The sequence below is a fragment of the Caenibius tardaugens NBRC 16725 genome, assembly GCF_003860345.1.
Taxonomy (GTDB): domain Bacteria; phylum Pseudomonadota; class Alphaproteobacteria; order Sphingomonadales; family Sphingomonadaceae; genus Caenibius; species Caenibius tardaugens.
In genome coordinates this window covers 2434200-2455309 of the sequence record NZ_CP034179.1, presented here as the reverse complement: position 1 = coordinate 2455309, position 21110 = coordinate 2434200, and the positions used below count along the sequence as shown (strand labels likewise).

The following is a 21110-nucleotide window of genomic DNA, read 5'->3' as shown; positions in this document are numbered from 1 at the left end:
GACCACTTATCTGGGTACGAGCGCCAGCGCCGACAAGGGATGGACCCCCCAGATATTCGGTTCGAAGCCCTTGACGGTACCGCGCACCAGCGACCAGCGCAGCGGCGCACCCAGCGGGATATAGACATTGGCTGCGGTCAATTCGGCCTCTGCTTCGGCAAGCAGCGCCGCGGCACTGGCGGTATCGGGGGCAGTCAGCGATTCCCGCACGCGGGCATCCGCTTCCGGCGAACACAGCCCCGTCCGCAGGGTGCAGTTGAACTGATTGAGAAACCAGCTTGCGTTGGCATAGCGCGCTTCCCGATCGATCATGACCATATCGGCCTGTGCCGTCGCCTTGGTCCGCACCAGCGAAACGCCGATCGCGGCAAGATCGGCCTGCATCCCGGTGAACAGGATATCCGCCCCCGGCCCTTCCGGCATGGCGACTGTAAGCACCACCGGCGTTCCGCCATGGGCAGAGCGCCAGCTCCCCACGCGGATCGCCGCTTCCACCCGCCGTTGTTCCTGCGACAGACTAGCCCAGCGCTCCCCAGTCGTGCCGAGATCGCCCGGCATGCCCGGCGCCACGACCCTTGTGGTGGCCTGCCAGCCACTGACATTGAAAGGCACGATCAGCTTTTCCCGATCGATCGCCATGGCCAGCGCCTCCCGCAGCGATGGCACGGACAGAAACCCTTCGTCCGAACGAATCAGCAGACCAAACAGGCCCGACACGCGATCGAGCCGCACCGTGCCGCGCGACAGCGGGCCGGTATCGGCCAGCGGCAGGAATTCGATACGCCCGCCCAGCACCACATCGACTTCACCTTCATCGAACAGGGCAATGGCCTTGCGCGCAGGGAACGCCCGCAGTTCCAGCCTGCGGACATCATCGCCCCAGTGTTCGATCGCGGGCAAGCCCCGCTTCTCCGGCGGAACGGGAATAAGCCGTGCGATATCGCCTTCACGCTCCAGCCGCAGAAGGCCGCTGCCCTTGCCATTGCGTACCAGCCCCAGTTCGGGCTGGGCCAGCAATTGGAGCAAATCGGGCATCGGGCTGGAAAGGCGGATTTCCACCACTCTGCCGGCCATGGCGCGGACGTCCGAAATCCGTGCAAGATCAAAGCCCAGCGGCGTTCCGCGCAATTCGCGCAAAGTGCGACGCAAGGCATCGCGCACGCTTTCTCCGGTCAGTTCGGAACCATCCGGCCAGACGCCATCGCGCATGCGGAAAATGTAGCTTGTCCCGTCATCCGTCACGATCCAGCGATCGGCCAGGCCCGGCGCCACCTGCCCCGTGCCATCAAACCCGACAAGCCCGTCGACAATCGCGGAACGCAGTTGCTGCCCCGCAGGCGAAAGGATCGGCCCCTTGTCGAACATCTCTTCGGGGGACCCGATCACGATCATGTCCAGCGTCCCCTTGTCGCCGACCCAGTTGCACGCCGATGCCAGCGTGACCAGGGCCAGAGCGAGGGGAAACCTGAAGAAGCGACGCGCCATGATGCCTGCGTAGCAGCAAGCCGGGGCCGGGTCAGCGCCTATCGCAAGGCCCGATCAAATTTTGCGAAGCTTGCCCTCGGGGGCAGAAGGCTGAGTCGGGGCGAAACGTTGCCCGGTGGCGGGCGCAGGTGCGCTCACCGCCAGACGAACCAGCTTGGGATCGATTTCATCCGCGAAGGCGATGCCAAAGCGATTGTCCTGCACCCAGGCAACCGAACCCTTGACCCAGCCGATATTGCGCAAATCCACAGAGATAAGCGATCCGCGGGCCATCCTGATCTGGCCTTCGGCCATCATGCCGCCTGCAGAGAGATTACGCACTTTGACCCGATATTGCTGCTCATCCCCGTCCAGACGCAAACTGGCCATGAGAAAGAGGCTATCGCGCGGGATTTGGCGGGTATCAACGCTGGTCATCGGTCCAGTTACGATCAGGGTTTAGTTGCCGAACCATAGCAGGTCCGGGCAACGATAGATATCCGTCACAGGTAAACAAACCTTCAATCGTCCAAGTCTGGCACAAGGGACAGATTAAGCCTTTCAATCGTCTCGGGAAACCTTTTCACGGCGTTCATGCGCTTCCTGCGCTTCCACCGTCATGGTTGCAATCGGGCGGGCAATCAGGCGGCGGATTCCAATCGGATCACCGGTTACTTCGCAGTATCCGTATTCTTCGCCATCATCGATCCGGCGCAGGGCAGAGTCGATCTTGGCGATCAGCTTGCGCTGACGGTCCCGTGTGCGCAGTTCGATCCCCCAATCGGTCTCGCTCGAGGCGCGATCGTTCAGATCCGGTTCGCGGATCGGCCCGTCCTGCAGCGATTGCAGCGTGCCCGCCGAAGCCGAAAGTATCAGCTTCTTCCATTCGAGAAGCAGCCGCCGGAAATAATCCAGTTGCGCTTCGGACATGTAGGGTTCGTCATCGCCAGGAGTATAGTCACCACCAATGGCACGTCGTGCCTTGGCAAGAATGTCAATATCGTCACCCAGAACCGTCGCCATAAACAGGCCTCCGCATTCAACACACCCTCGAACCGGGCACGCCTCCTACGGGCCTCGGGCATTCCCGATGGCACGGCCGGTCCGGTTGGTCGCGCCTATAGGGATGCGCCCATTCCTGCACAAGCACCATTCGTAAGCCACTCTTATCCCAAGCTGATTGTGCGGGGCCAAACGGACTCCCCATGCAAACCATTGTTCTCGTTGTTAACATTTTGTTGACCATAAATGGCGATGGTCGCCCCTGACGGATGAAAAGCCGTCATAACAGGGGATCATGATATGGCTTTCAAACACGACACAGAGGCCGCCTCCGTTGCGGACGGGCGACCCGATTTGCTGATTACCGAATATCTCGCAGCCGCTGCCCGCGGGGATGTGGGGGCCTACTTCGATCTGGGCGTCGCCTTTTCCACCGGCAGCCACGGCACGCCGATCGATCTGATCGAAGCGCACAAGTGGTTCAACATTGCTGCCGCCATGGGCCATGGGAAAGCCGCATACTGCCGGGCCGACCTGTCCGACGAAATGTCCATGCGCGAAATCGCCGAAGCCCAGCGCCGTGCGCGGCAATGGCTGGCCGTTCCTTCACGCAAGGCGGCATAGCCCGCCTTATACCCGCCGCAGGCGCCTATCCCTTGCGGAAAGGCGTATGTTGGCCAAGATAGAGCTGATCCTGCGCGATCCCATCGCGTTCCCGCTCCAGAAAGTCGGCAACGGCGGCGCGGAATCCGGGATCGGCAATCCAGTGTGCCGACCAGGTTTTGACCGGTTCGTAGCCCCGCGCCAGTTTGTGCCCGCCCTGCGCGCCCGCTTCCACGCGTTTCAGGCCGAGCCGGATCGCGGCATCGATGGCCTGATAATAGCACAGCTCGAAATGCAGGAACGGCTTGTCGCGCGTCGCCCCCCAGTAACGACCGTATAGCGCCTCGCCGCCGATGAAGTTGAGCGCGCCCGCAATCGGCCGCTCCCCCTCAAACGCCATCACCAGCAGGATTCTGTCGGCCATACGCTGGCCAAACAACGTGAACGCATCCCGCGTCAGATAGGGTTGCCCCCATTTTCGCGCGCCGGTGGATTGATAGAAGATCCAGAAGGCATCCCAATGTTCGGGCAGGATATCGGCGCCGGTCAGGCTGCGGATCGTCACCCCGTCCTGCGCGGCGGCGCGTTCCTTGCGCACGGCCTTGCGTTTGCGCGAGGCCAGTTCGGCGAGGAAATCGTCAAAATCGCGATAGCCGCGATTCTCCCAATGGAACTGGATATCGCTGCGCAGCAGCCAGCCCGCATCGGCAAACAACGGCAACTGGCCGGGCTCGATGAAGGTCGCATGGGCGGACGAAAACCCCTGATTGCGGCACAGCGTTTCCGCCGCCTGCAACAGAGGTTGCGCCAGCCGTTCGTCGGAAAGCAGCAGGCGTGGCCCGGTTGCAGGGGTAAACGGGGCCGCGATCTGCAATTTCGGGTAATATTCGCGCCCCGCACGATGCCACGCGTCGGCCCAGGCGTGATCGAACACATATTCGCCCTGACTGTGCCCCTTGAGATAGGCAGGCATGACCGCCAGCAAGCTGCCATCGTCTGCCTCGATCCCGATAGGGGCCGGCGACCAGCCCGTGCCCGGTCCGACCGAGCCCGAATCTTCGAGAGCGGTCAGGAAATCGTGGCTGACAAAGGGATTGTCGGCACCGGCAAGGGCATCCCACTGCCCCGCATCGATCGCGCCGACCGATCCGAAAACACGCGCGGTCAGGGGCTCGCCTTCGCTCACCCGATACCGCCCCCTTCGGCGATCGCGGCATCGGCGTACACGGCTGCCCGTTCGGCCAGTTCAGCGCTGCGCACAGTCCAGGTCAGCACCGGCAACCCTCTTTGCCGCTGCGCCTCGGGAAAGGCGCTGGGCAGATCGCGGATATCGTAAGCGAGAAAATCGGGCCGGGCGTGCCACAGTGCCAGATGGCGCCGGGCGCTGCCGCTCAGCGTGCGGGCACCTTCTTCGGTCACCACCAGCCCGCGCACCGTCTGCGGTGAATGCCGTGCGAACCAGCGCGAGACACGGGGATCGAAGCTCATCACCGCGTGATGGCCGCGATAACCTTCGAGCACCCGGCGCACCGCCAGGCAGAGCGCATGGATCCGCCGGTCGCGCCGCGATTTCACTTCAATCAGGATGGGCACCTGCCCGCGCACTTGCGCCAGCGTTGCACCAAGGGTGGGGATCGTGTCGTCCCCGCCCGTCAGCACGATCTTGCCCAGTTGTGCGGCAGACAGATCACCCACCGCGCCGGTATCCCCCGTCAGGCGATCGAGTTCCCAGTCGTGAAACACCACCGCCTGGCCATCCCCGCTGCGCTGGACATCGCATTCGATACCCAGTCCGCGCGCGATCGCCCCGGCGAAGGCGGCTGGCGAATTTTCCGCCACGCCATGGCCGTGCAGGCCGCGATGGGCATAGACCTGCCCTTTCAGCCAGGCGACTTTGCCAGCCGGAGGGGCCGGCGCACGCCACTGGTCAATCGCCGCGAACAGCAACGATCGCGTCCACCTCGACCGCCACGCCCAGAGGGAGGCTGGCAACGCCCACGGCGCTGCGGGCATGACGTCCGGCATCGCCGAACACTTCCACCATCAGTTCGGACGCACCGTTCACCACGCGGGGCTGATCGGTGAACCCGGGCACACCGTTCACGAAGCCGCCCAGCTTGACCACCCGTTCGACCCGGTCGAGCGAACCCAGCGCCGCCTTGAGCTGCGCCAGAATCATCAACCCGCAGGCGCGCGCGGCCGTGACCCCGCGTTCCAAGCCGATATCCTCGCCCAGCTTGCCGGTGATCAGTTGCCCGTTCTCGAACGGGATCTGCCCCGAAACATGCGCCAGCCCGTCATGGATCACCACGGGGACATAGGCCGCCACCGGGGCAGCGGGTTCGGGCAGGACGATGCCGAGTTCGGCGAGTTTGTGTTCGATGCTCATGACCCGGTTCCATGCAATTTTTCACGCAACCATGGCAAGGCCTGATCCCACGTATCGATACGGGCATGGGCATGACCTTGCTGGAAGGCGCAGGGCAGATGGGGGGCCACCAGCGGTTCCCCGATCAGATGAAGGCGCGCCACATCGGGCACGATTTCCGCAGCCGATTCGATATGTTGCGCCAGATCGTCGATAAACACGGTGCGGCTCGGCCGGTATTCCTCGATAATGGCGCGCAAGGCCGGGCCTTTCGGCCCCTGATTGGTAAAGACCCGGATATCGAGACCATGGCTGGCGAGCTGGCGGGTCCGGTCATCGCGCCGGTGATGGGCAAGATTGGTCAGCACCACCACATCGGCATCGGCAGACAAGGCGTGGAGCGCCTCCAGTGCACCGGCGATCGGGGTCTGCCGGGTCATCTCCGTATCGAAAAAGCCGTCGAGCAGCTCCCACATGCGCTTGATATCCACCTGGCCACCATCGCGATAGCGCATGGCGTTGTAGAAATCGCGGCCATCGAGATGGAAGGCGATGTCGTGTGCTTCATCCAGCCAGTCCCGGAAATGGACCATCATGTGCAGCAGCACTTCATCGCAATCGGAAATCAGCAGAGGGCGGCTCATCGTGTCAGTTCCCTTCCCGCAGCGGCCAGTTTTTCAGGTGCGATATCCAGTGCCGCCGCTGCGGCGATCAGGTCAGGTTCATGCGCGGCAAGGAATTCCATGACCGCCCCCAGCACGGCGGGATCGGTCAGCCCGGCGCGCAGGACATCGGGCGTCATGCCGGTCAGCGCCAGCAAACGGGCAGCGCGATCTTCGTCGGACAATATCCAGCCCAGCACCGACAGGGCCAGCGCTTCGGGGTCGGCGTGGACGGGTTCGGTTCGGTATTTGATTTGTCACCGCCTTTCGTGGGTCGTAGAACGTCTGCATATACAGGTGGGGACCTGGGGCAACAGGAGCAAGCGGATGAAACGGATTCTCGTTGTGGAAGACAACGACCTTAATCGAAAGCTGTTTTGCGATGTGCTTGTCGCCAACGGTTTTTCGGTGGAACCCGTGGCCGATGGCGAATCCGCACTGGGCCGCGCCACCGATTTCGTACCGAACCTGATTATCATGGATATTCAGCTTCCCAATATCTCCGGGCTCGATCTGATTGCCCGAATCAAGCGGGATGCGATGTTGCGCAACATCCCGGTTCTGGCTGTCACCGCCTATGCCGGGAAAGGCGATGAGGAACGTATTCGCGAGGCTGGCGCGGAAGGGTATCTCGCCAAGCCGGTCTCGATCGGGCCTTTCATGAACGCGGTTCGCGGGCTGCTGGACGGGCGCACGCAGGACGCCGCCGCTTGACATTCGGCGCCCGCGCCCCTTTTGCGCCGCATTCACCTGCTTTCTTGCACCGAATATCTAGAACTACGCCCAAATTCAGATCAACGCATCGTTAAAGCCCGATACCGGCTCCCATTTTTCGGGGCGATGCACTAGGAGCTTCCCGCATGGACCGTGCGCAAATCGATGATCGCATTCGGGGCCTGATCGCCCCTTTCAACAAGAAGGGCGTGGCCGTGACGGACGCAACCACGTTCGCGGGCGATCTGGAATTCGACAGCCTGACGGTGATGGATTTCGTCGCCGCGATCGAGGACGAATTCGACATCATCATCAGCATGAACCAGCAGGCCGAAATCGAAAATTACGGCCAGCTTGTCGATGCCGTGTGCAAGCTTCAGGGCGACTGACACCGATATGACCGCAGCCAGCAGCAAGCCGGACCTGTTCAGCAAGTTCGACCCGCTTATCCAGCAACGCGAGGCCTTGCTGGCCAGCGGTGTGGAAGATCCGTTCAATCTGGTGATGGAAAAAGTGCTCTCGCCCACGCAGGCCATCTGCAACGGGCGCGAGACGATCCTGCTCGGTACCTACAATTACATGGGCATGACCTTCGATCCGGACGTGATCCAGGCAGGCAAGGATGCGCTCGACAATTTCGGCGCGGGCACCACCGGCAGCCGCGTGCTCAACGGCACCTATCAGGGCCATCGCGCGGTGGAAGAGGCGCTGAAGGAATTCTACGCCATGGATCATGCCATGGTGTTCTCCACCGGCTATCAGGCCAATCTGGGGATCATTTCGACGATCGCCGGCAAGGGCGACTATATCGTGCTCGACATCGACAGCCATGCGTCCATCTGGGACGGCTGCAAGCTGGGCGATGCCGAAATCGTACCGTTCAAGCACAACGATATCGAGGCGATGGAAAAGCGCCTGCGCCGTATCCCTGAAGGGGCGGGCAAGCTGGTCATCCTGGAAGGCGTCTATTCGATGCTGGGCGATATTGCCCCGCTGAAGGAGATGATCGCCGTCGCCAAGAAATACGATGCGATGGTGCTGGTCGACGAAGCGCATTCGATGGGCTTCATCGGCCCCAACGGGCGCGGCGTGGCCGAAGAACAGGGCTGCCTTGAAGATGTCGATTTCGTCATCGGCACCTTCTCCAAGTCGGTCGGCACGGTCGGCGGTTTCTGCGTGTCGAACCACCCGAAGTTCGAAATCATGCGGCTGGTCTGCCGCCCCTATGTCTTCACCGCCAGCCTGCCGCCCAGCGTGGTGGCAACGGCGGCCACTTCGATCCGCAAGCTGATGCATGGCGCGAACAAGCGCCAGCATCTGTGGGAAAACTCGCGTACGCTGCACGGCGGGCTGACCGCGCTGGGTTTCGAACTCGGCACCAGCGAACCGCAAAGTGCGATCATCGCGGTGTTGATGCCCGATCTGGAACGCGGCGCGGCCATGTGGGAAGCGCTGCTGCACGAAGGACTTTACGTCAATCTGGCGCGGCCACCGGCAACGCCTGCGGGGATGACCCTGCTGCGCTGCTCGCTCTGTGCGGAACACACGGCAGAACAGGTGCAGACCATCCTCGGCATGTTCAAACGCGCGGGCAAGACCGTCGGTATTATCTGAAACGGCAAACGGCCCGCTGCAAGGCGGGCCGCGCGTGATAGGTCGGCGTTACAGCCTACCTGTCATTCTTTAATCGTAAAGAACATGGGGTGGGTCATTGCCCACCCCACTCCTCTCAGAATCCGTCGACAGCCTTGCTGACCAGGACGTTCACCGCAACGCGGCGATTCTGGGCCTTGCCTTCCACAGTGCTGTTATCCGCCATCGGGTCGGCTTCCGACATCCCGGTGGGGCTCAGCATACGATAGGGCTTCCAGCCGCAGGCCTGCTGCAGATAGTTGACGACGCGACCGGCGCGCTTGTCGCTCAACGCCTGGTTGAGTTCTTCGCTACCGGTAGAATCGGTGTAGCCAACGACGAGCAGCAGGGCATTTTCCATGCCTTCTGCCGCAGAGGCCGTGGCGCAAAGATCGGCCTTGGCCTGCGCAGACAGGACCGCCTTGCCGGTGTCGAAGTTCACGTTGGTCGTGCTCTTGACGTTATACTTGTCGATATCGCCCATGCGGCCACGCAGGGCTTCCGTGGCGGCGGTCTGTTCGGCAAAGCCTTGCGCGGTGCCGTTGTGGATCATCGATGCGGTCCGCAGATCCTTGCTCTTCAGATCGATCTCGCTGGCCAGAAGGCCGCTGCCCGATTGCAGGGTTTCGACTTTCACCGGCAGACCGTTCAGCAATTGCTGCGACACAAGCTTGGTACGATTGAGACCGAGGAATCCGCCGCTGGACTTGATCTTGGTGGTATCCGTAACAGTCACAACCGTGGCCGATCCATCCGCCGTCGTGATCTGCACCTGATCGCCGTTACGAGCGGAGATGATGCCTTCGACATCGGGCCCCTTGGCCAGTTCGGCCGGGGCGGCATAGACGGTTGCCGAAAGATCGGCGTCCTGCTGCTGCGCAGCCAGGCTAGCGGGTGCTGTTCCGGCCAGCATGGCAAGCATGAAAACAAATCGTGGGTTCTTTGAAATGAAAGTCATTGCGCTACTCCTTCAAACTCGACCAGCCGGGCATGCGTCATCGCAGCTACTCTTCCGACTGCCGCCCCTGTAATTGGCGCATCCGGCGGTCATTGCCCCCTCCATTAACTTCAGCGAGATGCAGGGCACGTTTCCGCACCCGGTCACCATGGATTTCCCGCGTGTTCGGAGAAACCTTGCTGGCAGATGAACAGAATTGCAAGGACGGGCTGTTGTCCGGGTAATTGGAAGCCCGTCTGCGATGAACCGAAGCCGCGCGCACAGCGCAACACACCCTTCCCCACAACACCGGACGCCGCGCGACGGACTCGACAGCCATGCCCCCAGCGACAATCGATTCTCGCAAAACGGGCAGAACCGCGTGCGCGGGTAAAGGGCCGGAACCCGCATTTGCGACCGGTAAAAACAGCACTTGTGTCGTGGTGGCGGCCGAGCCTGCATCGCGGTGATCGCGCACCGCGCCGCGCAGGCGGACGCCAGCGATCAACCGTCAGCCGTCAGCGGCAATCACGTCGATCCGCAACGGGGCATCGCCTGCCACGATCGCCAGCAGGCGGTCGATATTCGGATGAGCACCGGGCCGGCCCCGCGCATCGGCGGTGTGTTCGGCAAACAGATCGAGCCCATGTTCGGCAGCCCGGGCATCCAGGCCGCCAAAGGCCTGACCGAGGTACTGATAGACGGCGAGCGAACCCTGCTTGCCCGGCTGGTTTTCGATGCTGGCAACCACGGCGCCCTGCGCATCGACCAGATCGATACGCGCCACCCCGTCAATCGGGGGCAGCTGCTGCAGATTGTCCTTGAATGTCGAACCCGGTTGAATCGCGGCCAGCATAAACGCACCCCTCAAAGCTTTGCGGGCGGCCTCTAACACCTTCTTCCGATGTTCGCCAACGGCGATCGAGAAAGGCCGGGGGTGGGGCGGAATCAGCCCGCGCGTTCGCGTTCCAGCACGCGCTGCACGGCCGGATCAGCGGCCAGCCGGTCGGACAGGGCACGGATATTGGGGAAGTCCGTCAATCCACCCGGCAGCTTGGCCTTGGCCCACCGCAGCATGGGGAAGGCATAGGCGTCGATCACGCTGCGTCCGGTGTCGAGTATCCATTCGCGCCCCGCAAGGTGTGCCTCCAATATGCCCATCACCGTTCTGACCCGGTTCACCGCCGCGCCGACCACCGCCTCCTTCGCACCATCAGCAGGATCGAGCGTATAGCGCGCCGGATTGAAAATCGGCCAGAACGAGGCATGCATGTCGGAGGTGAAATAGGCCAGCCAGCGTTCCACTTCCGCCCGTTCGCGCAGGCCATCGCCGCCGCCCAGCCCCGCTTCGGGATGTTTGTGGGCAAGGTAATCGAGAATCGCGCTGGCCTGTGTCAGAATCCAGCCATCGTCTTCGCGCAGGGCAGGCACGGCCCCGCTCGGGTTGATCGCGCGCAGTTCATCCGATCCGGTCTTCACCCGAACCGCTTCATAAGGCGCCCCGATCCATTCCAGCACGATATGGGGGGCCAGCGAACAGGCGCCGGGTGAATAGAACAGCGTGGTCATGGCAAAGTCTCCCGGAAATTATCGACATTACACCGTGGGGAACAAACCCTTGGGCAGGCGGTGAAATATCCTCCTTGCCGGGCATCTTGGCAAGACGCATGCCGCAGGAACGGTTCTGTCCGCGAGCCATTTGGGATATGACCTGCCCTTGCGGGAGGACATCGCAGGAATAGATCACGGCACCAGCAGCGAAGGAGATAGACCGATGGCAATCACCAAAACCGGCAGCGCAAAATACGAAGGCCTGGGCAAAGACGGTGTGGGCCACGTTTCCACCGGGTCGGGCGCGCTCAACAACCAGCCCTATGGTTTCAAAACGCGGTTTGAAGATGGCGTGGGCACCAATCCCGAAGAACTGGTCGCCGCCGCCCATGCCAGCTGCTTCACCATGGCTCTGTCCTTCGCGCTCAACCGCGCGGGATTTACCGACGGCACGCTGGACACACGGGCGAAAGTGACGCTGGACAAGGATGACAGCGGGTTTCGCGTGACCCGTTCGGACCTGACGCTGGATGCGCATGTCCCGGGGATCGACCGCGCGCAGTTCGATGACATCGCGGCGGAGGCCAAGGCCAATTGCCCGATATCCAAATTGCTGAATGCGGAGATTTCGCTGGATATCGCCTCGTTCAAGGGGTGAAGCCCCACGACCGGCACAACACGCAAACGGGGGCGCCCATGCCGCGGATCTTTTTCTATATCGGCGGAATTTTCGCCGCGATCGGCCTGGCCTTTTTGGTGGGAAGCGGCTGGATGTGGGCGCAACAGCGCGATTTTTCCCGGTCTGCCGTGCGGGCTGAGGGCGAAGTGGTCGCTCTCGTTCCCCGCCGCTCCAGCGATGGCGACGGGGTGACCTATGCCGCGCAAGTGCGCTTCAGCGATCGCACCGGGCAGGTCCACCAGTGGACCGAACAGGGCAGCACCAATCCCCCGCGCTTCGCCACAGGGGAACGGGTACCCGTGCTCTACGATCCGCAATCGCCCGAAAGCGCGGTGGTGGACGATCTGTGGGGCCGCCGGGGCGCGCTGCTGATCATCGGGCCGCTGGGCGCCTTGTTCACCGTTTTCGGGCTGCTGTTCGTGATTCTCGAACGGCGCGGCGCCGGGCAGGACCGGCGCCTGTTGCGCAGCGGGCTGCCGATCGATGCCCGGTTCCTCCATGTCTTTCGCGATACGCGGGTGAAGATCAAGGGGGACTATCCGTTTCGCGTGGTGGCGCAGGGCAACGATCCGCAAACCGGCACGCCGCGCCGCTATGAAAGCCAGCCCATCTGGGTCGATCCGACCGAACAGTTGCAAGACCGCACGGTGCGGGTGATGGTCGATCCCACCCGGCCCAATCGCTATGTCATGGACCTCTCAGCGGTGCTGGGCGACGCATACCGCGCCTGACCGCAGGGCGGCAGGCTACAGGCTGTCAGGCAGCCCTGCCGCGCCCAGCCCCCCGTGCATCAATGCGCGACATCCGCCATGGTTGCCTGCGCGCATTTTTCCTTGGTTTGCGCGCCTTCGCCCGACAGCAGCGTCAGCGCGAGGAAGCCGGCGATAACCGCGGCAATGAACCCGACGGTGACAAGGCCGAGATAGCGGTCGATGAAATTCTTGATCGGCGCACCGAACAGACGGAACAGCACCCCCACGATCATGAAACTGATCGAACGGGACACCAGGCTCGCCACGGCGAACATCGCCAGGTTCATCCCGATAAAGCCAGCGGTGATCGTCAGCAGCTTGAACGGGATCGGCGTCGCGCCCTTGGCCACGAAAATCCAGAAGCCGGTTTCGCGCAGATAACAGGCGGCCACCGGGAAACTGTCGGTCAGGCCCAGCCAGGCGAGCAGTTGTTCGCCCACCGTATCGTACAGTCCCCAGCCGATGCCGTAGCCCAGGAAACCACCGGCAACCGATGCCAGCGTGGCGATCACGGCAAAGCGCACCGCCTTCTTCGGTTCGGCCAGACACATCAGGCCGAGCAGGGGATGCGGCGGAATCGGGAAAAAGCTGGCTTCGATGAAGCAGAACATCGCCAGCCACCATTCGGCATGGGGATGCGCGGCCTTGGTCATGGTCCAGTTGTACAATCGCCGCAGCATGCAGGGGGTCTCCAACGCCGTTGTCGTCGCGGGCAGAACAGCCCGGGGGGTGCCGCGCTCCCGCCGGGAAAGGCACTGATCCGTCGTCTAAATCAGCCCTGCCGCGCCCGCAACCGAAAGCATATAACCTATTTGGTTATTTTAACTTGACATCGTAACGCTATTTGGTTAGACATAGGGAACATCGCGATACTGCGAGTCGCCCCGCAACCGGCGAAACGGCCCACCGGCGCGGCAGCACACCCAACAAGGATACCCCATGACCAAGCATCCTGCCGGTGCGCCCGCCGCGCATCGCCGCCATGGCCTGCCCCGCAAATGGCGCGAAACCTTCATCCATGCGCTGGGCGAAACTTCCAACGTGGCCGCCGCCGCGCGCACGGCGGGCATCAGCCCGAGCCAGGCCTACAAGGTACGCCGCAACGACCCCGAATTCCGGCGCCAGTGGTTCGCCGCCCTGTGCGAAGGATACGACAATCTGGAAATGGACCTGCTGTGCTGGCTGCGCACCGGCAAAGTGCAGGACATGCCCGGACAGACGCCCGATGAACAAAGCACCGACAAACAAAAGGAAAAAGATGTCGAACAAACCACGAACAGAGCACCTCCCGCCGAACGCAAGTTCGATGCCGCCACGGCCCTGCGCGTCCTGACCGCGCATCGCGAATCCGTGGCGCGCGAACGCGGGCGGCAGACGATGGAAGACGAAGCCAGCGTAATCGCAGCGATCAATGCCAAGATCGCGGCGATGCGCAGCCGGGAACGGGCCACGGCCCACCTGCTGAAAACACGCCGCAAGGCCGGGGATGCCGCCAAACGCAAGACCGGAGGGCGCGATGGCGAAGCGCAAGCATGATGCAGCGAATGACAGCAGGGCCCATATCGGCTGGCTCCCCCGCTTGTCCGGGCCGCAGCGCGCCGCGTTTCTCGCCACGCTGGACCCGCGAGAGCGTGCGGAACTGCGCTGGCACTGGCGCTTGTGGGCGCGTGCAGAACAGCTCGCCCCGGCAGGCCCGTGGCGCAACTGGCTGATCTGTGCCGGGCGCGGCTTTGGCAAGACCCGCGCCGGGGCCGAATGGGTGCGCCAGATCGCAACCGCCCATCCTGATGCGCGGATTGCCCTCGTCGCCGCCTCTTTGGGGGAAGCGCGCGCGGTGATGGTCGAAGGGGAAAGCGGTATCCTCGCCTGTTCACCGCCCGCCAGCATGCCGCAGTTCGAACCGTCGCTGCGCCGTCTGACATGGGCCAATGGGGCGCAGGCGTTCCTCTATTCTGCCGCCGAACCGGAAAGCCTGCGCGGCCCCCAGCACAGCCATGGCTGGTGCGATGAGATCGCCAAGTGGGATCTGGCGGGCGATCGCGCCACGCGGGCATGGAACAACCTGCAGCTGGGGCTGCGGCTGGGGCAAGTGCCCTGCCTGATCGCCACCACAACCCCGCGCGCGGTGCCATTGCTGCGCCGCCTGCTGGAGGGAGAAGACGCCGGGGCCACCGTGGTGACCCGGGGATCGACGTTCGCCAATGCCGCGCACTTGCCGGAACGGTTCATCGAAACGGTTCTGGACGAATTTGGCGATACCGCGCTGGGGCGGCAGGAACTGGACGGCGATCTCTTGACCGATGTCGAAGGTGCGCTGTGGAGCCGCGCCCTGCTCGAACGCTGCCGCGAAACCGCCACAACGCCCCCCTTGCGGCGTGTGGTGGTGGCGGTCGATCCACCCGCTTCGGCCACGGGCGATGCCTGCGGGATCATCGTCGCCGCACTGGGCGAAGACGGGATCGGGCGCGTGCTGGCCGATTGTTCCGCCGAAAAAGCCAGCCCCGAACGCTGGGCCCGCGCCGTCGCGCAGGCCGCCAGCGCGTGGCAGGCAGACCGCGTGGTGGCCGAAGCCAATCAGGGCGGGGCCATGGTCGAATCCGTGCTGCGCGCCGCCGATTGCGCCATGCCGGTGCGGCTGGTCCACGCCAGCCGGGGCAAGGCCGCCCGGGCCGAACCGGTGGCCGCGCTCTACGAAGCGGGGCGGGTGCGCCATTGCGGCCAATTCGCCCGGCTGGAAGATGAATTGTGCGGGCTGATGGCAGGCGGCGGCTGGCACGGCCCTGCCCGTTCGCCCGACCGCGCCGATGCGCTGGTCTGGGCCATGCACGAATTGCTGCTGAATCCGCGTGCCGAACCACGCGTGCGCACAGTCTGACCGCACCCTGCCCGGCACCTGCCGCGCGCGAACCAACCACGATCCACCGAAAGGGAACCTGCGATGTCTTTCCTCTCCAGCCTGACCGCTGCCTTCAAGGGCGGCGGGGGCGAACGTGTGCCTTTGGCGCGCGGCTTCACCTCGCCATGGGTCCATGCCGGCGACCCCGGCCCGGCCTTCCCGCCTTATGACTATCGCCGTTCTGTCACGCGGGCCTTTCTCGACAATCCGGTGGCCCAACGCGCCGTGCGGCTGACGGCGGAAGGGGTGGGCAGCGCCCCGCTGATGCCCACGGACGAGGCCCTTCTGAAACTGGTCGGCGCGACCAGTGCGGGGCAATCGCTGCTGGAAACGCTGGCCGCCCATCTGCTGCTGCACGGCAACGGGTTTGTGCAGATCGTGCGCGATGGCGCGGGCCAGCCGGTCGAACTGTTCGCCCTGCGCCCCGAACGCGTGACGGTCCACCCCGGTCCCGATGGCTGGCCCGCCGCCTGGCTCTATCGCGTGGGCGACCGCACCATCACCATGCCGGTGGAGGATGAGGATGGCTGGCCCACGCTGATCCAGCTCAAGAGCTTCCACCCTGCCGATGACCATTATGGCGCAGGTTGCCTTGCCGCTGCCGAACAGGCCGTGGCGATCCACAACGCCGCCAGCCAGTGGAACCGCGCACTGCTGGAAAATGCGGCCCGGCCTTCCGGCGCGCTAATTTACGATACCGGCGATGGCGGCGGCCTGTCCGCCGATCAGTTCGCCCGGTTGCGGCAGGAACTGACCGAGGCCTATTCCGGGCGATCCAATGCCGGGCGGCCGATGCTGCTGGAAGGCGGGCTATCGTGGCAATCGCTGTCGATGAGCCCGGCGGACATGGATTTCGCCACGCTGAAAGCCGCCGCCGCCCGCGATATCGCCCTGGCGTTCGGGGTGCCGCCGATGCTCCTCGGCCTGCCGGGCGATGCGACATATGCCAATTACCGCGAAGCCATGCGCTGGCTGGCACGCTGGCGGATTACGAACTGGCCTTCGAAGGCGGGGAAACCCTGCATGGCCGGTTCCTGATCCAGCGGCTCGACTATGCCGGGGATTTCAACGGCGAACGGACTTATGCGGTGGTGCTGGAAAGTTCCGGCCCGGTGGTGTCGGCATGAATGCCGCCCCCGCCAATCCGCTGCGCGGCGAAGCGCCGCTGGTGATCGCCGGGCAACCCTGCCGCCTGCGCCCCAGCTTTGCCGCACTGGTCGCGGCGGAAGAGGAACTCGGCCCCCTGTTCGCGCTGGTCGAACGCGCGGGGCAGGGCCAGTTGCGCCTGTCCGAAATGACCGCGCTGTTCTGGCACTGCCTTGCCCCGTCCCATGTCCAATCCCATGCCCCAACCCGCGAACAGGTGGGCGAAGCCGTGGTCGCCATCGGGCTTGCCGGATGCGCCGCGCCGCTGCGCGTGCTGCTGGGCCAGATCCTGCAAGGGCAGGGATGAACGCCCGCTTTGCCGAGGGGGCGCTGCGCCTGTCGGGGCTGGTGATGCGCATGCAGGGCTGGTCCCCCGAGGCCTTCTGGCAGGCCACCCCCGCCGAACTGGCCGCGCTGTTCGCGCCCGCCGCCGATGCCCCGCCCACCCCGCTAACCCGCACCGATCTGACCCGTTTGATGGAGAGCGACCATGACCGACAATCCGATTGATACCCTGCTGGTCGATGTCCGCGCCAGCACGCAGGGCTTTGCCGCCGACATCATGACGATGCGCCGCAGCGTCGATTCCGCACTGGTCGACGGGTTCGCGGCGGCGGGCACTGTGCTGGAACGCGGCCTGCTCACGGCCTTGCGGCGCGGCAGCCTCGGCTTCGACGATCTGCGCCGTGTGGCCCTGCGCGCGATGGACGATATCGCGACGCAGGCGGTACAGGGCGGACTGGGCGCATTGTTCGGCCCACAGGCATCCGGCCAGACACCGGGATCAGCCGCTGCCAGCCCGCTCGCCTCGCTGTTCAGCGGGGCCATCGGCGCCGTGCTCGGCCTGCCCGGTCGGGCGACCGGCGGGCCTGTTGCACCCGGGCGCGGTTATCTGGTCGGCGAACGGGGGCCAGAACTGTTTGTCCCCACCACGGCGGGCCGGGTGGAGCCGGGTCCAGCCACCGCTGGCAGTGGGCCACGCGATATCCGGGTGGCGATCCAGCTCAACACGCCGCGCGGCAGTTCCGCCCCGCAAGCGCTGCAACGCTCCTCCCGGCAGATGGCCAGCGCCATACGCCGGGCCATGGGCGCCTGATCGCGCCCGTCCGTCTTCCCAACAAGGAGAATTGCCATGGCATTCTGGCTCGCCCGAACGCGCAACGGGCAGGATTCAGACTGGGTCCAGCGCTTCGACCCGCGTTTCTGGACTGTCAATTTCCCGAGGCCGATGATGGCCTCGGTCATTTCGACCGGGCCGGATTCGCTGCGTGTCGATGCCGAATTTCATCGCAAGTGCGATCTGGCCGGGCTGATCTGGGAAAGCGAGGACCGCTACGATCACCCGCTGCTGGCCTATGCCACCGATCGCGATTACGCCCGCACCACCTTGCGGTTTCACTGGAAATCGGAGGGCCTGCTGCCGCTGGACGCGCCCAATGGCCCAGCCCTGACGATCGAGGGCCGCGATGCCAGTGGCGCGCCAACGAGCTGGTATGTGCGGCTGTGGAACTATGCCAGCGGCACGCCCGACGATGCGGATATCGCCATCCCCTTTTCCGCCATCACATCAGGCTGGTCGTCCAGCGATCCCGCATCCACCCACGTCTATCCCGGCGATATCGACCGGATGTTCCTATCGCTCACGCCCCCGGGCTTCGTCCCCGACGATGAAATCCTGCTGCCCGCGCGGGTCGATGGCTGGGTGGAACTGACCGGCATCGCCTGCGAAGGCTATCGCCCGATGCTGGAACTGGGTGATGTCCTGCTGCCCCCGCACGGGGTGCAGATCGCCGCCGCCTATGACGACAGCTACAATCTGACCCCGGCGCGGCTGCTGCGCAATATCCGCGGGCTGGGCTATCGCGCGCGGATTATCCTCTATTGCGGGATGAGCCATTTCTTCCGGCTGGTGCCCGATGATGGCGCGATGCTGGCCGATCCGGCCGGCACGCTGTGCGAACCGGCGCGGCGCTGGCATGCCGCCTTCTTCAGCATGGCCGCCGCCATGGGCCATGCGGTCGTGGCATCGCTGTCCTATGAATTGCTGGCGGAGCATTGCCCCGCGCCATGGCAACAGCGCGCCGCCGATGGCACACCGGCACGCACCGGCTGGGCCCCACCATCGGCCCTGCTGTCCCCCGCACACGACGGCGCAATGGCGTGGCTGCAGGCCGCCGCCACGCAGATCGTCACCCTGATGGAGGAGGCGGGCCTGCCCGTGCTGTTCCAGATCGGTGAACCGTGGTGGTGGACCACGGGCCAGGGCCAGATCTGCCTGTATGACCCCGCCGCGCGCGCGGCATGGGGCGGCGATCCGCCGGTGATTGCCGATATGCGCGCGCCATTGGATGCCGGGGCGCTGGCCCTGCTCGATCAGGCGGGTGCGCTGCTGGCCGGATCAACCGCTGCTCTCACCCACGCGATCCGCGATGCCGCCAGTGGCCCGGCCGAAGTGCTGCTGCTGGCCTTCACCCCCACCATTCTGAACCCGGCGATGCCCGAACTGCGCCGCGCGAACATGCCGCCGGGCTGGGCCTGGCCCGCGTTCGACCGGCTGCAACTGGAAGATTACGACTGGCTGACGTCAGAGGCCGAAGGCCTGCGCCGCACCGCTTATGACACGGTGCAACAGCGGCTGGGTTACCCGCTCGACCGGCAGGATTATCTGGCCGGGTTCGTGCGCAACCCCGCCAATGCCGAGGCCTACTGGCGGTTTATCGATGCCGCGCTCGACGAAGCCAGCACGCGCGGTGTGGCGCAACGTTATGTCTGGGCGCTGCCGCAGGTCACGCGCGATGGCTACACCCGACTGGCCCCACCAAGGGACGATACCATGCAAGCATTCGACGATATCTCCTATCCGCTGGCGCTGGGCCGCGATGCCGCCGTGGCGCCCGAGTTTTCGACCATGGTCGCGGTGACCGCATCGGGGCACGAACGCCGGGCCAGCCTGTGGGCCGATGCCCGGCTGCGGTTCGATGTCGGGCCGGGCATCCGTTCGGACGAGGAACTGGGCACGCTGATCGCCTTTTTCCGGGCGCGGCGCGGGGCCGCGCGCGGGTTCCGGCTGGCCGATCCGTTCGATGACAGTTCCCACGGGATGACCGGGTCGCCCACGCCGCTCGATCAGGTGATCGGTGTGGGCGACGGGCAACGCACAACCTATCAACTGGTCAAGCTCTATGGCCTTGATGATGGCGAAGCACCCGAACCGCAATGCCGCCCGATCACCCGCCCGCGCCCCGGCACGGTCGTGATCAGTGTGGACGGGGCGGCGGCCGGCGGCTGGACGCTGGAAGACAGGGGGCGCGTGATCTTCACTGTGCCGCCTACCGACGGGGCGATCGTTCGCGCCGGTTTCCTGTTCGACGTGCCGGTCCGCTTTGCCGAAGACCGGCTGGACGTGTCCGGCGCGAACTTCCGTGCGGGCGAGGCCCCCAGCGTGCCGCTGGTCGAAATCCGGGAGGCCGTATGACGCGCATATTTCAGGCACAGGAACTGGAAGCGCTGGCGAGCTTCTGGCGTATCCACCGGCGTGATGGCGTCACCCTGGGGTTCACCACGCATGACCGCGATCTGTGGCTGGACGGTGTATGCCATCGCGCCGCGCCGGGCATGGTCCCTTCCACCATCCGGCGCACCGCCGGGCTGGATGACGATGGCGTCGATGTGGAAGGGGTTCTGGCCCACGATGCGATCGCCACGGATGATCTGGCCGACGGCCGGTTTGACGGGGCCAGCGTGGAAATCGGCGTGCTCGATTGGGAAAACGGCGATCATGCCGTGCTCTACCGGGGCACGATCGGCATGGTCAGCGAAGACGGGGCCGGGTTCACCGCCGCCTTGCGTTCCGCCAAAAGCGCACTGGACGCCGATCCGCTGCCCCGCACCAGCCCCACGTGCCGCGCGGCGTTCTGCGGCCCCGGCTGCACCTTGCCCGCCACGCGTTTCACCCATGAAGTCATGACGTCATCTATCGATTGGGCCAACAACAGCCTGCGCTTCACCGGTGCCCCTGCGGCTGACATCATGCGCGATGGCTGGCTGCGCTGGCTGGATGGGCCACAGGCGGGCCTGACCATGCAGGTTGTCAGCGTCACGGATGTTGACGTCAGGCTGGACGTACCGCTCGATCCCGCGCTCACCATCGGCACGCGGGCGCTGCTGCGCGAAGGGTGCGATCACACGATCGCCAGTTGCGCCGACCGCTATGGCAATGCCGCCAATTTTCAGGGTGAACCGTTCCTGCCGGGGAACGATCTGCTGGTCCGCTATCCGGTGCCCGCCACATGAACGCGGCCGGACAGGCGCTGGCACAGGCGGCGGCGCGGTGCATCGGGGCGCCGTTCCGCCTGCATGGCCGCGATCCGGCCAGTGGGGTGGATTGTGTGGGCCTGTTGCATGTCGCGCTGATCGCCTGCGGCCATCCGGGGCTGCGGCACTTCGCCTATGCCTTGCGCAATACCGATATTTCAGACGGTCTGCGCGCCATCGCACAGGCGGGACTGGGCAATGCGCATGGCGGCATTCGGCCGGGTGATGTCCTGCTGGTCCGGCCCGGATGGACGCAGGCCCATCTGCTGATCGTGGGGCCGGGCGGGGATTGCATCCATGCCCATGCCGGGCTGCGCCGCGTGGTCCGCACACCCGCCCCGCTACCCTGGCCGGTCAAGCGCCACTGGCGGCTGCCCACGATCTGAGGCC

27 protein-coding genes and 1 pseudogene are annotated in these 21110 nt (G+C 64.7%); 16 read left to right on the top strand and 12 right to left on the bottom strand.

Translation table 11 applies throughout. From position 1 onward, the window contains the following. Positions 1–6 precede the first annotated feature (6 nt). From EGO55_RS11410 to dksA, 3 genes are all read right to left on the bottom strand, one after another. Positions 7–1485 (bottom strand): ABC transporter substrate-binding protein, encoded by a 1479-nt coding sequence (locus EGO55_RS11410; protein WP_021690026.1) that lies wholly within the window; start codon positions 1483–1485, stop codon positions 7–9. A gap of 54 nt (positions 1486–1539) precedes the next feature. Continuing rightward, entirely contained in the window at positions 1540–1902 is a 363-nt protein-coding gene (locus tag EGO55_RS11405; protein WP_021690025.1) for a PilZ domain-containing protein, read from the bottom strand. A gap of 123 nt (positions 1903–2025) precedes the next feature. After that, positions 2026–2487: an RNA polymerase-binding protein DksA gene (gene dksA, locus EGO55_RS11400; protein ID WP_021690024.1), complete on the bottom strand. Its 462-nt coding sequence runs from the start codon at positions 2485–2487 to the stop codon at positions 2026–2028. Between the two features lie 279 nt (positions 2488–2766). Between dksA and EGO55_RS11395 the strand changes: the two genes are divergently transcribed. Then, positions 2767–3090: an SEL1-like repeat protein gene (locus EGO55_RS11395; RefSeq protein WP_021690023.1), complete on the top strand. Its 324-nt coding sequence runs from the start codon at positions 2767–2769 to the stop codon at positions 3088–3090. A gap of 25 nt (positions 3091–3115) precedes the next feature. Here the strand turns inward: EGO55_RS11395 and EGO55_RS11390 are convergent, their stop codons facing one another. The 5 genes from EGO55_RS11390 to EGO55_RS11370 are packed head-to-tail and all read right to left on the bottom strand — an operon-like array spanning position 3116 to position 6284. Beyond that, on the bottom strand, positions 3116–4255 hold the full coding sequence (locus tag EGO55_RS11390) for a GNAT family N-acetyltransferase (protein ID WP_021690022.1): 1140 nt from the start codon (positions 4253–4255) through the stop codon (positions 3116–3118). Beyond that, complete coding sequence (locus tag EGO55_RS11385) at positions 4252–5016, bottom strand: glycerophosphodiester phosphodiesterase family protein (RefSeq protein ID WP_021690021.1); 765 nt, start codon at positions 5014–5016, stop codon at positions 4252–4254. Before EGO55_RS11385 ends, EGO55_RS11390 begins: the two co-directional genes overlap by 4 nt. Then, on the bottom strand, positions 4997–5458 hold the full coding sequence (locus tag EGO55_RS11380; RefSeq protein ID WP_021690020.1) for a RidA family protein: 462 nt from the start codon (positions 5456–5458) through the stop codon (positions 4997–4999). The genes EGO55_RS11385 and EGO55_RS11380 overlap by 20 nt, the downstream gene beginning before the upstream one ends. After that, the gene (locus EGO55_RS11375; RefSeq protein ID WP_021690019.1) at positions 5455–6081 is read right to left on the bottom strand and encodes an HAD family hydrolase; all 627 of its coding nucleotides are present in this window, start codon (positions 6079–6081) and stop codon (positions 5455–5457) included. Before EGO55_RS11375 ends, EGO55_RS11380 begins: the two co-directional genes overlap by 4 nt. Continuing rightward, positions 6078–6284 carry a DUF3572 family protein gene (locus EGO55_RS11370; RefSeq protein WP_235694133.1) on the bottom strand — a complete coding sequence of 69 codons (207 nt, stop codon included), beginning with the start codon at positions 6282–6284 and terminating at the stop codon, positions 6078–6080. The genes EGO55_RS11375 and EGO55_RS11370 overlap by 4 nt, the downstream gene beginning before the upstream one ends. A 142-nt stretch (positions 6285–6426) precedes the next feature. Between EGO55_RS11370 and EGO55_RS11365 the strand changes: the two genes are divergently transcribed. The 3 genes from EGO55_RS11365 (at position 6427) to spt (ending at position 8427) form a co-directional block, all read left to right on the top strand. Further along, the gene (locus EGO55_RS11365) at positions 6427–6813 is read left to right on the top strand and encodes a response regulator (RefSeq protein ID WP_021690017.1); all 387 of its coding nucleotides are present in this window, start codon (positions 6427–6429) and stop codon (positions 6811–6813) included. A gap of 146 nt (positions 6814–6959) precedes the next feature. Continuing rightward, positions 6960–7202: an acyl carrier protein gene (locus tag EGO55_RS11360; RefSeq protein WP_021690016.1), complete on the top strand. Its 243-nt coding sequence runs from the start codon at positions 6960–6962 to the stop codon at positions 7200–7202. A gap of 7 nt (positions 7203–7209) precedes the next feature. Beyond that, positions 7210–8427, top strand: a complete 1218-nt coding sequence (gene spt / locus EGO55_RS11355; protein WP_021690015.1) for a serine palmitoyltransferase — start codon at positions 7210–7212, stop codon at positions 8425–8427. Between the two features lie 115 nt (positions 8428–8542). Here the strand turns inward: spt and EGO55_RS11350 are convergent, their stop codons facing one another. The 3 genes from EGO55_RS11350 to EGO55_RS11340 form a co-directional block, all read right to left on the bottom strand. Further along, positions 8543–9403 (bottom strand): OmpA family protein, encoded by an 861-nt coding sequence (locus tag EGO55_RS11350; protein WP_021690014.1) that lies wholly within the window; start codon positions 9401–9403, stop codon positions 8543–8545. A 490-nt stretch (positions 9404–9893) separates the two neighbouring features. Continuing rightward, positions 9894–10238 (bottom strand): DUF2322 family protein, encoded by a 345-nt coding sequence (locus EGO55_RS11345; RefSeq protein WP_021690013.1) that lies wholly within the window; start codon positions 10236–10238, stop codon positions 9894–9896. A gap of 92 nt (positions 10239–10330) precedes the next feature. Then, positions 10331–10951: a glutathione S-transferase family protein gene (locus EGO55_RS11340; RefSeq protein ID WP_021690012.1), complete on the bottom strand. Its 621-nt coding sequence runs from the start codon at positions 10949–10951 to the stop codon at positions 10331–10333. A gap of 205 nt (positions 10952–11156) precedes the next feature. On the opposite strand from EGO55_RS11340, the gene EGO55_RS11335 reads away from it, so the two are divergent. Both EGO55_RS11335 and EGO55_RS11330 read left to right on the top strand, forming a co-directional pair. Further along, positions 11157–11591 (top strand): OsmC family protein, encoded by a 435-nt coding sequence (locus tag EGO55_RS11335; protein WP_021690011.1) that lies wholly within the window; start codon positions 11157–11159, stop codon positions 11589–11591. Positions 11592–11629: 38 nt separating this feature from the next. After that, complete coding sequence (locus EGO55_RS11330; protein ID WP_021690010.1) at positions 11630–12343, top strand: DUF3592 domain-containing protein; 714 nt, start codon at positions 11630–11632, stop codon at positions 12341–12343. Positions 12344–12402: 59 nt separating this feature from the next. Here the strand turns inward: EGO55_RS11330 and EGO55_RS11325 are convergent, their stop codons facing one another. Beyond that, complete coding sequence (locus tag EGO55_RS11325) at positions 12403–13044, bottom strand: YqaA family protein (protein WP_021690009.1); 642 nt, start codon at positions 13042–13044, stop codon at positions 12403–12405. A gap of 259 nt (positions 13045–13303) precedes the next feature. Here EGO55_RS11325 and EGO55_RS11320 point away from each other — a divergent pair, with 259 nt between their 5' ends. The 10 genes and pseudogenes from EGO55_RS11320 to EGO55_RS11275 all read left to right on the top strand — a co-directional run bounded on the left by EGO55_RS11320 (position 13304) and on the right by EGO55_RS11275 (position 21106). Continuing rightward, positions 13304–13900 carry a hypothetical protein gene (locus EGO55_RS11320; protein ID WP_021690008.1) on the top strand — a complete coding sequence of 199 codons (597 nt, stop codon included), beginning with the start codon at positions 13304–13306 and terminating at the stop codon, positions 13898–13900. Next, a complete protein-coding gene (locus EGO55_RS11315; protein ID WP_021690007.1) occupies positions 13881–15239 on the top strand; it encodes a DNA-packaging protein in 1359 nt (452 codons plus the stop codon). The genes EGO55_RS11320 and EGO55_RS11315 overlap by 20 nt, the downstream gene beginning before the upstream one ends. 63 nt (positions 15240–15302) lie before the next feature. After that, the gene (locus tag EGO55_RS11310) at positions 15303–16298 is read left to right on the top strand and encodes a phage portal protein (protein WP_021690006.1); all 996 of its coding nucleotides are present in this window, start codon (positions 15303–15305) and stop codon (positions 16296–16298) included. Further along, positions 16217–16387 (top strand): annotated as a pseudogene (locus tag EGO55_RS21535) (phage tail tube protein); the annotation flags it as partial. The gene EGO55_RS11310 and the pseudogene EGO55_RS21535, both read left to right, overlap by 82 nt. Then, the gene (locus EGO55_RS11300) at positions 16384–16713 is read left to right on the top strand and encodes a gene transfer agent family protein (protein WP_021690005.1); all 330 of its coding nucleotides are present in this window, start codon (positions 16384–16386) and stop codon (positions 16711–16713) included. The pseudogene EGO55_RS21535 and the gene EGO55_RS11300, both read left to right, overlap by 4 nt. Further along, positions 16710–16916 carry a phage tail assembly chaperone gene (locus tag EGO55_RS11295; RefSeq protein WP_021690004.1) on the top strand — a complete coding sequence of 69 codons (207 nt, stop codon included), beginning with the start codon at positions 16710–16712 and terminating at the stop codon, positions 16914–16916. The genes EGO55_RS11300 and EGO55_RS11295 overlap by 4 nt, the downstream gene beginning before the upstream one ends. Further along, the gene (locus EGO55_RS11290) at positions 16897–17502 is read left to right on the top strand and encodes a hypothetical protein (protein WP_021690003.1); all 606 of its coding nucleotides are present in this window, start codon (positions 16897–16899) and stop codon (positions 17500–17502) included. The genes EGO55_RS11295 and EGO55_RS11290 overlap by 20 nt, the downstream gene beginning before the upstream one ends. Positions 17503–17538: 36 nt before the next feature. Further along, a complete protein-coding gene (locus EGO55_RS11285; protein ID WP_021690002.1) occupies positions 17539–19881 on the top strand; it encodes a DUF2460 domain-containing protein in 2343 nt (780 codons plus the stop codon). Next, the gene (locus tag EGO55_RS11280) at positions 19878–20699 is read left to right on the top strand and encodes a DUF2163 domain-containing protein (protein ID WP_021690001.1); all 822 of its coding nucleotides are present in this window, start codon (positions 19878–19880) and stop codon (positions 20697–20699) included. The genes EGO55_RS11285 and EGO55_RS11280 overlap by 4 nt, the downstream gene beginning before the upstream one ends. Then, positions 20696–21106: a hypothetical protein gene (locus EGO55_RS11275; RefSeq protein ID WP_021690000.1), complete on the top strand. Its 411-nt coding sequence runs from the start codon at positions 20696–20698 to the stop codon at positions 21104–21106. Before EGO55_RS11280 ends, EGO55_RS11275 begins: the two co-directional genes overlap by 4 nt. The last annotated feature ends 4 nt before the right edge of the window (positions 21107–21110 follow it).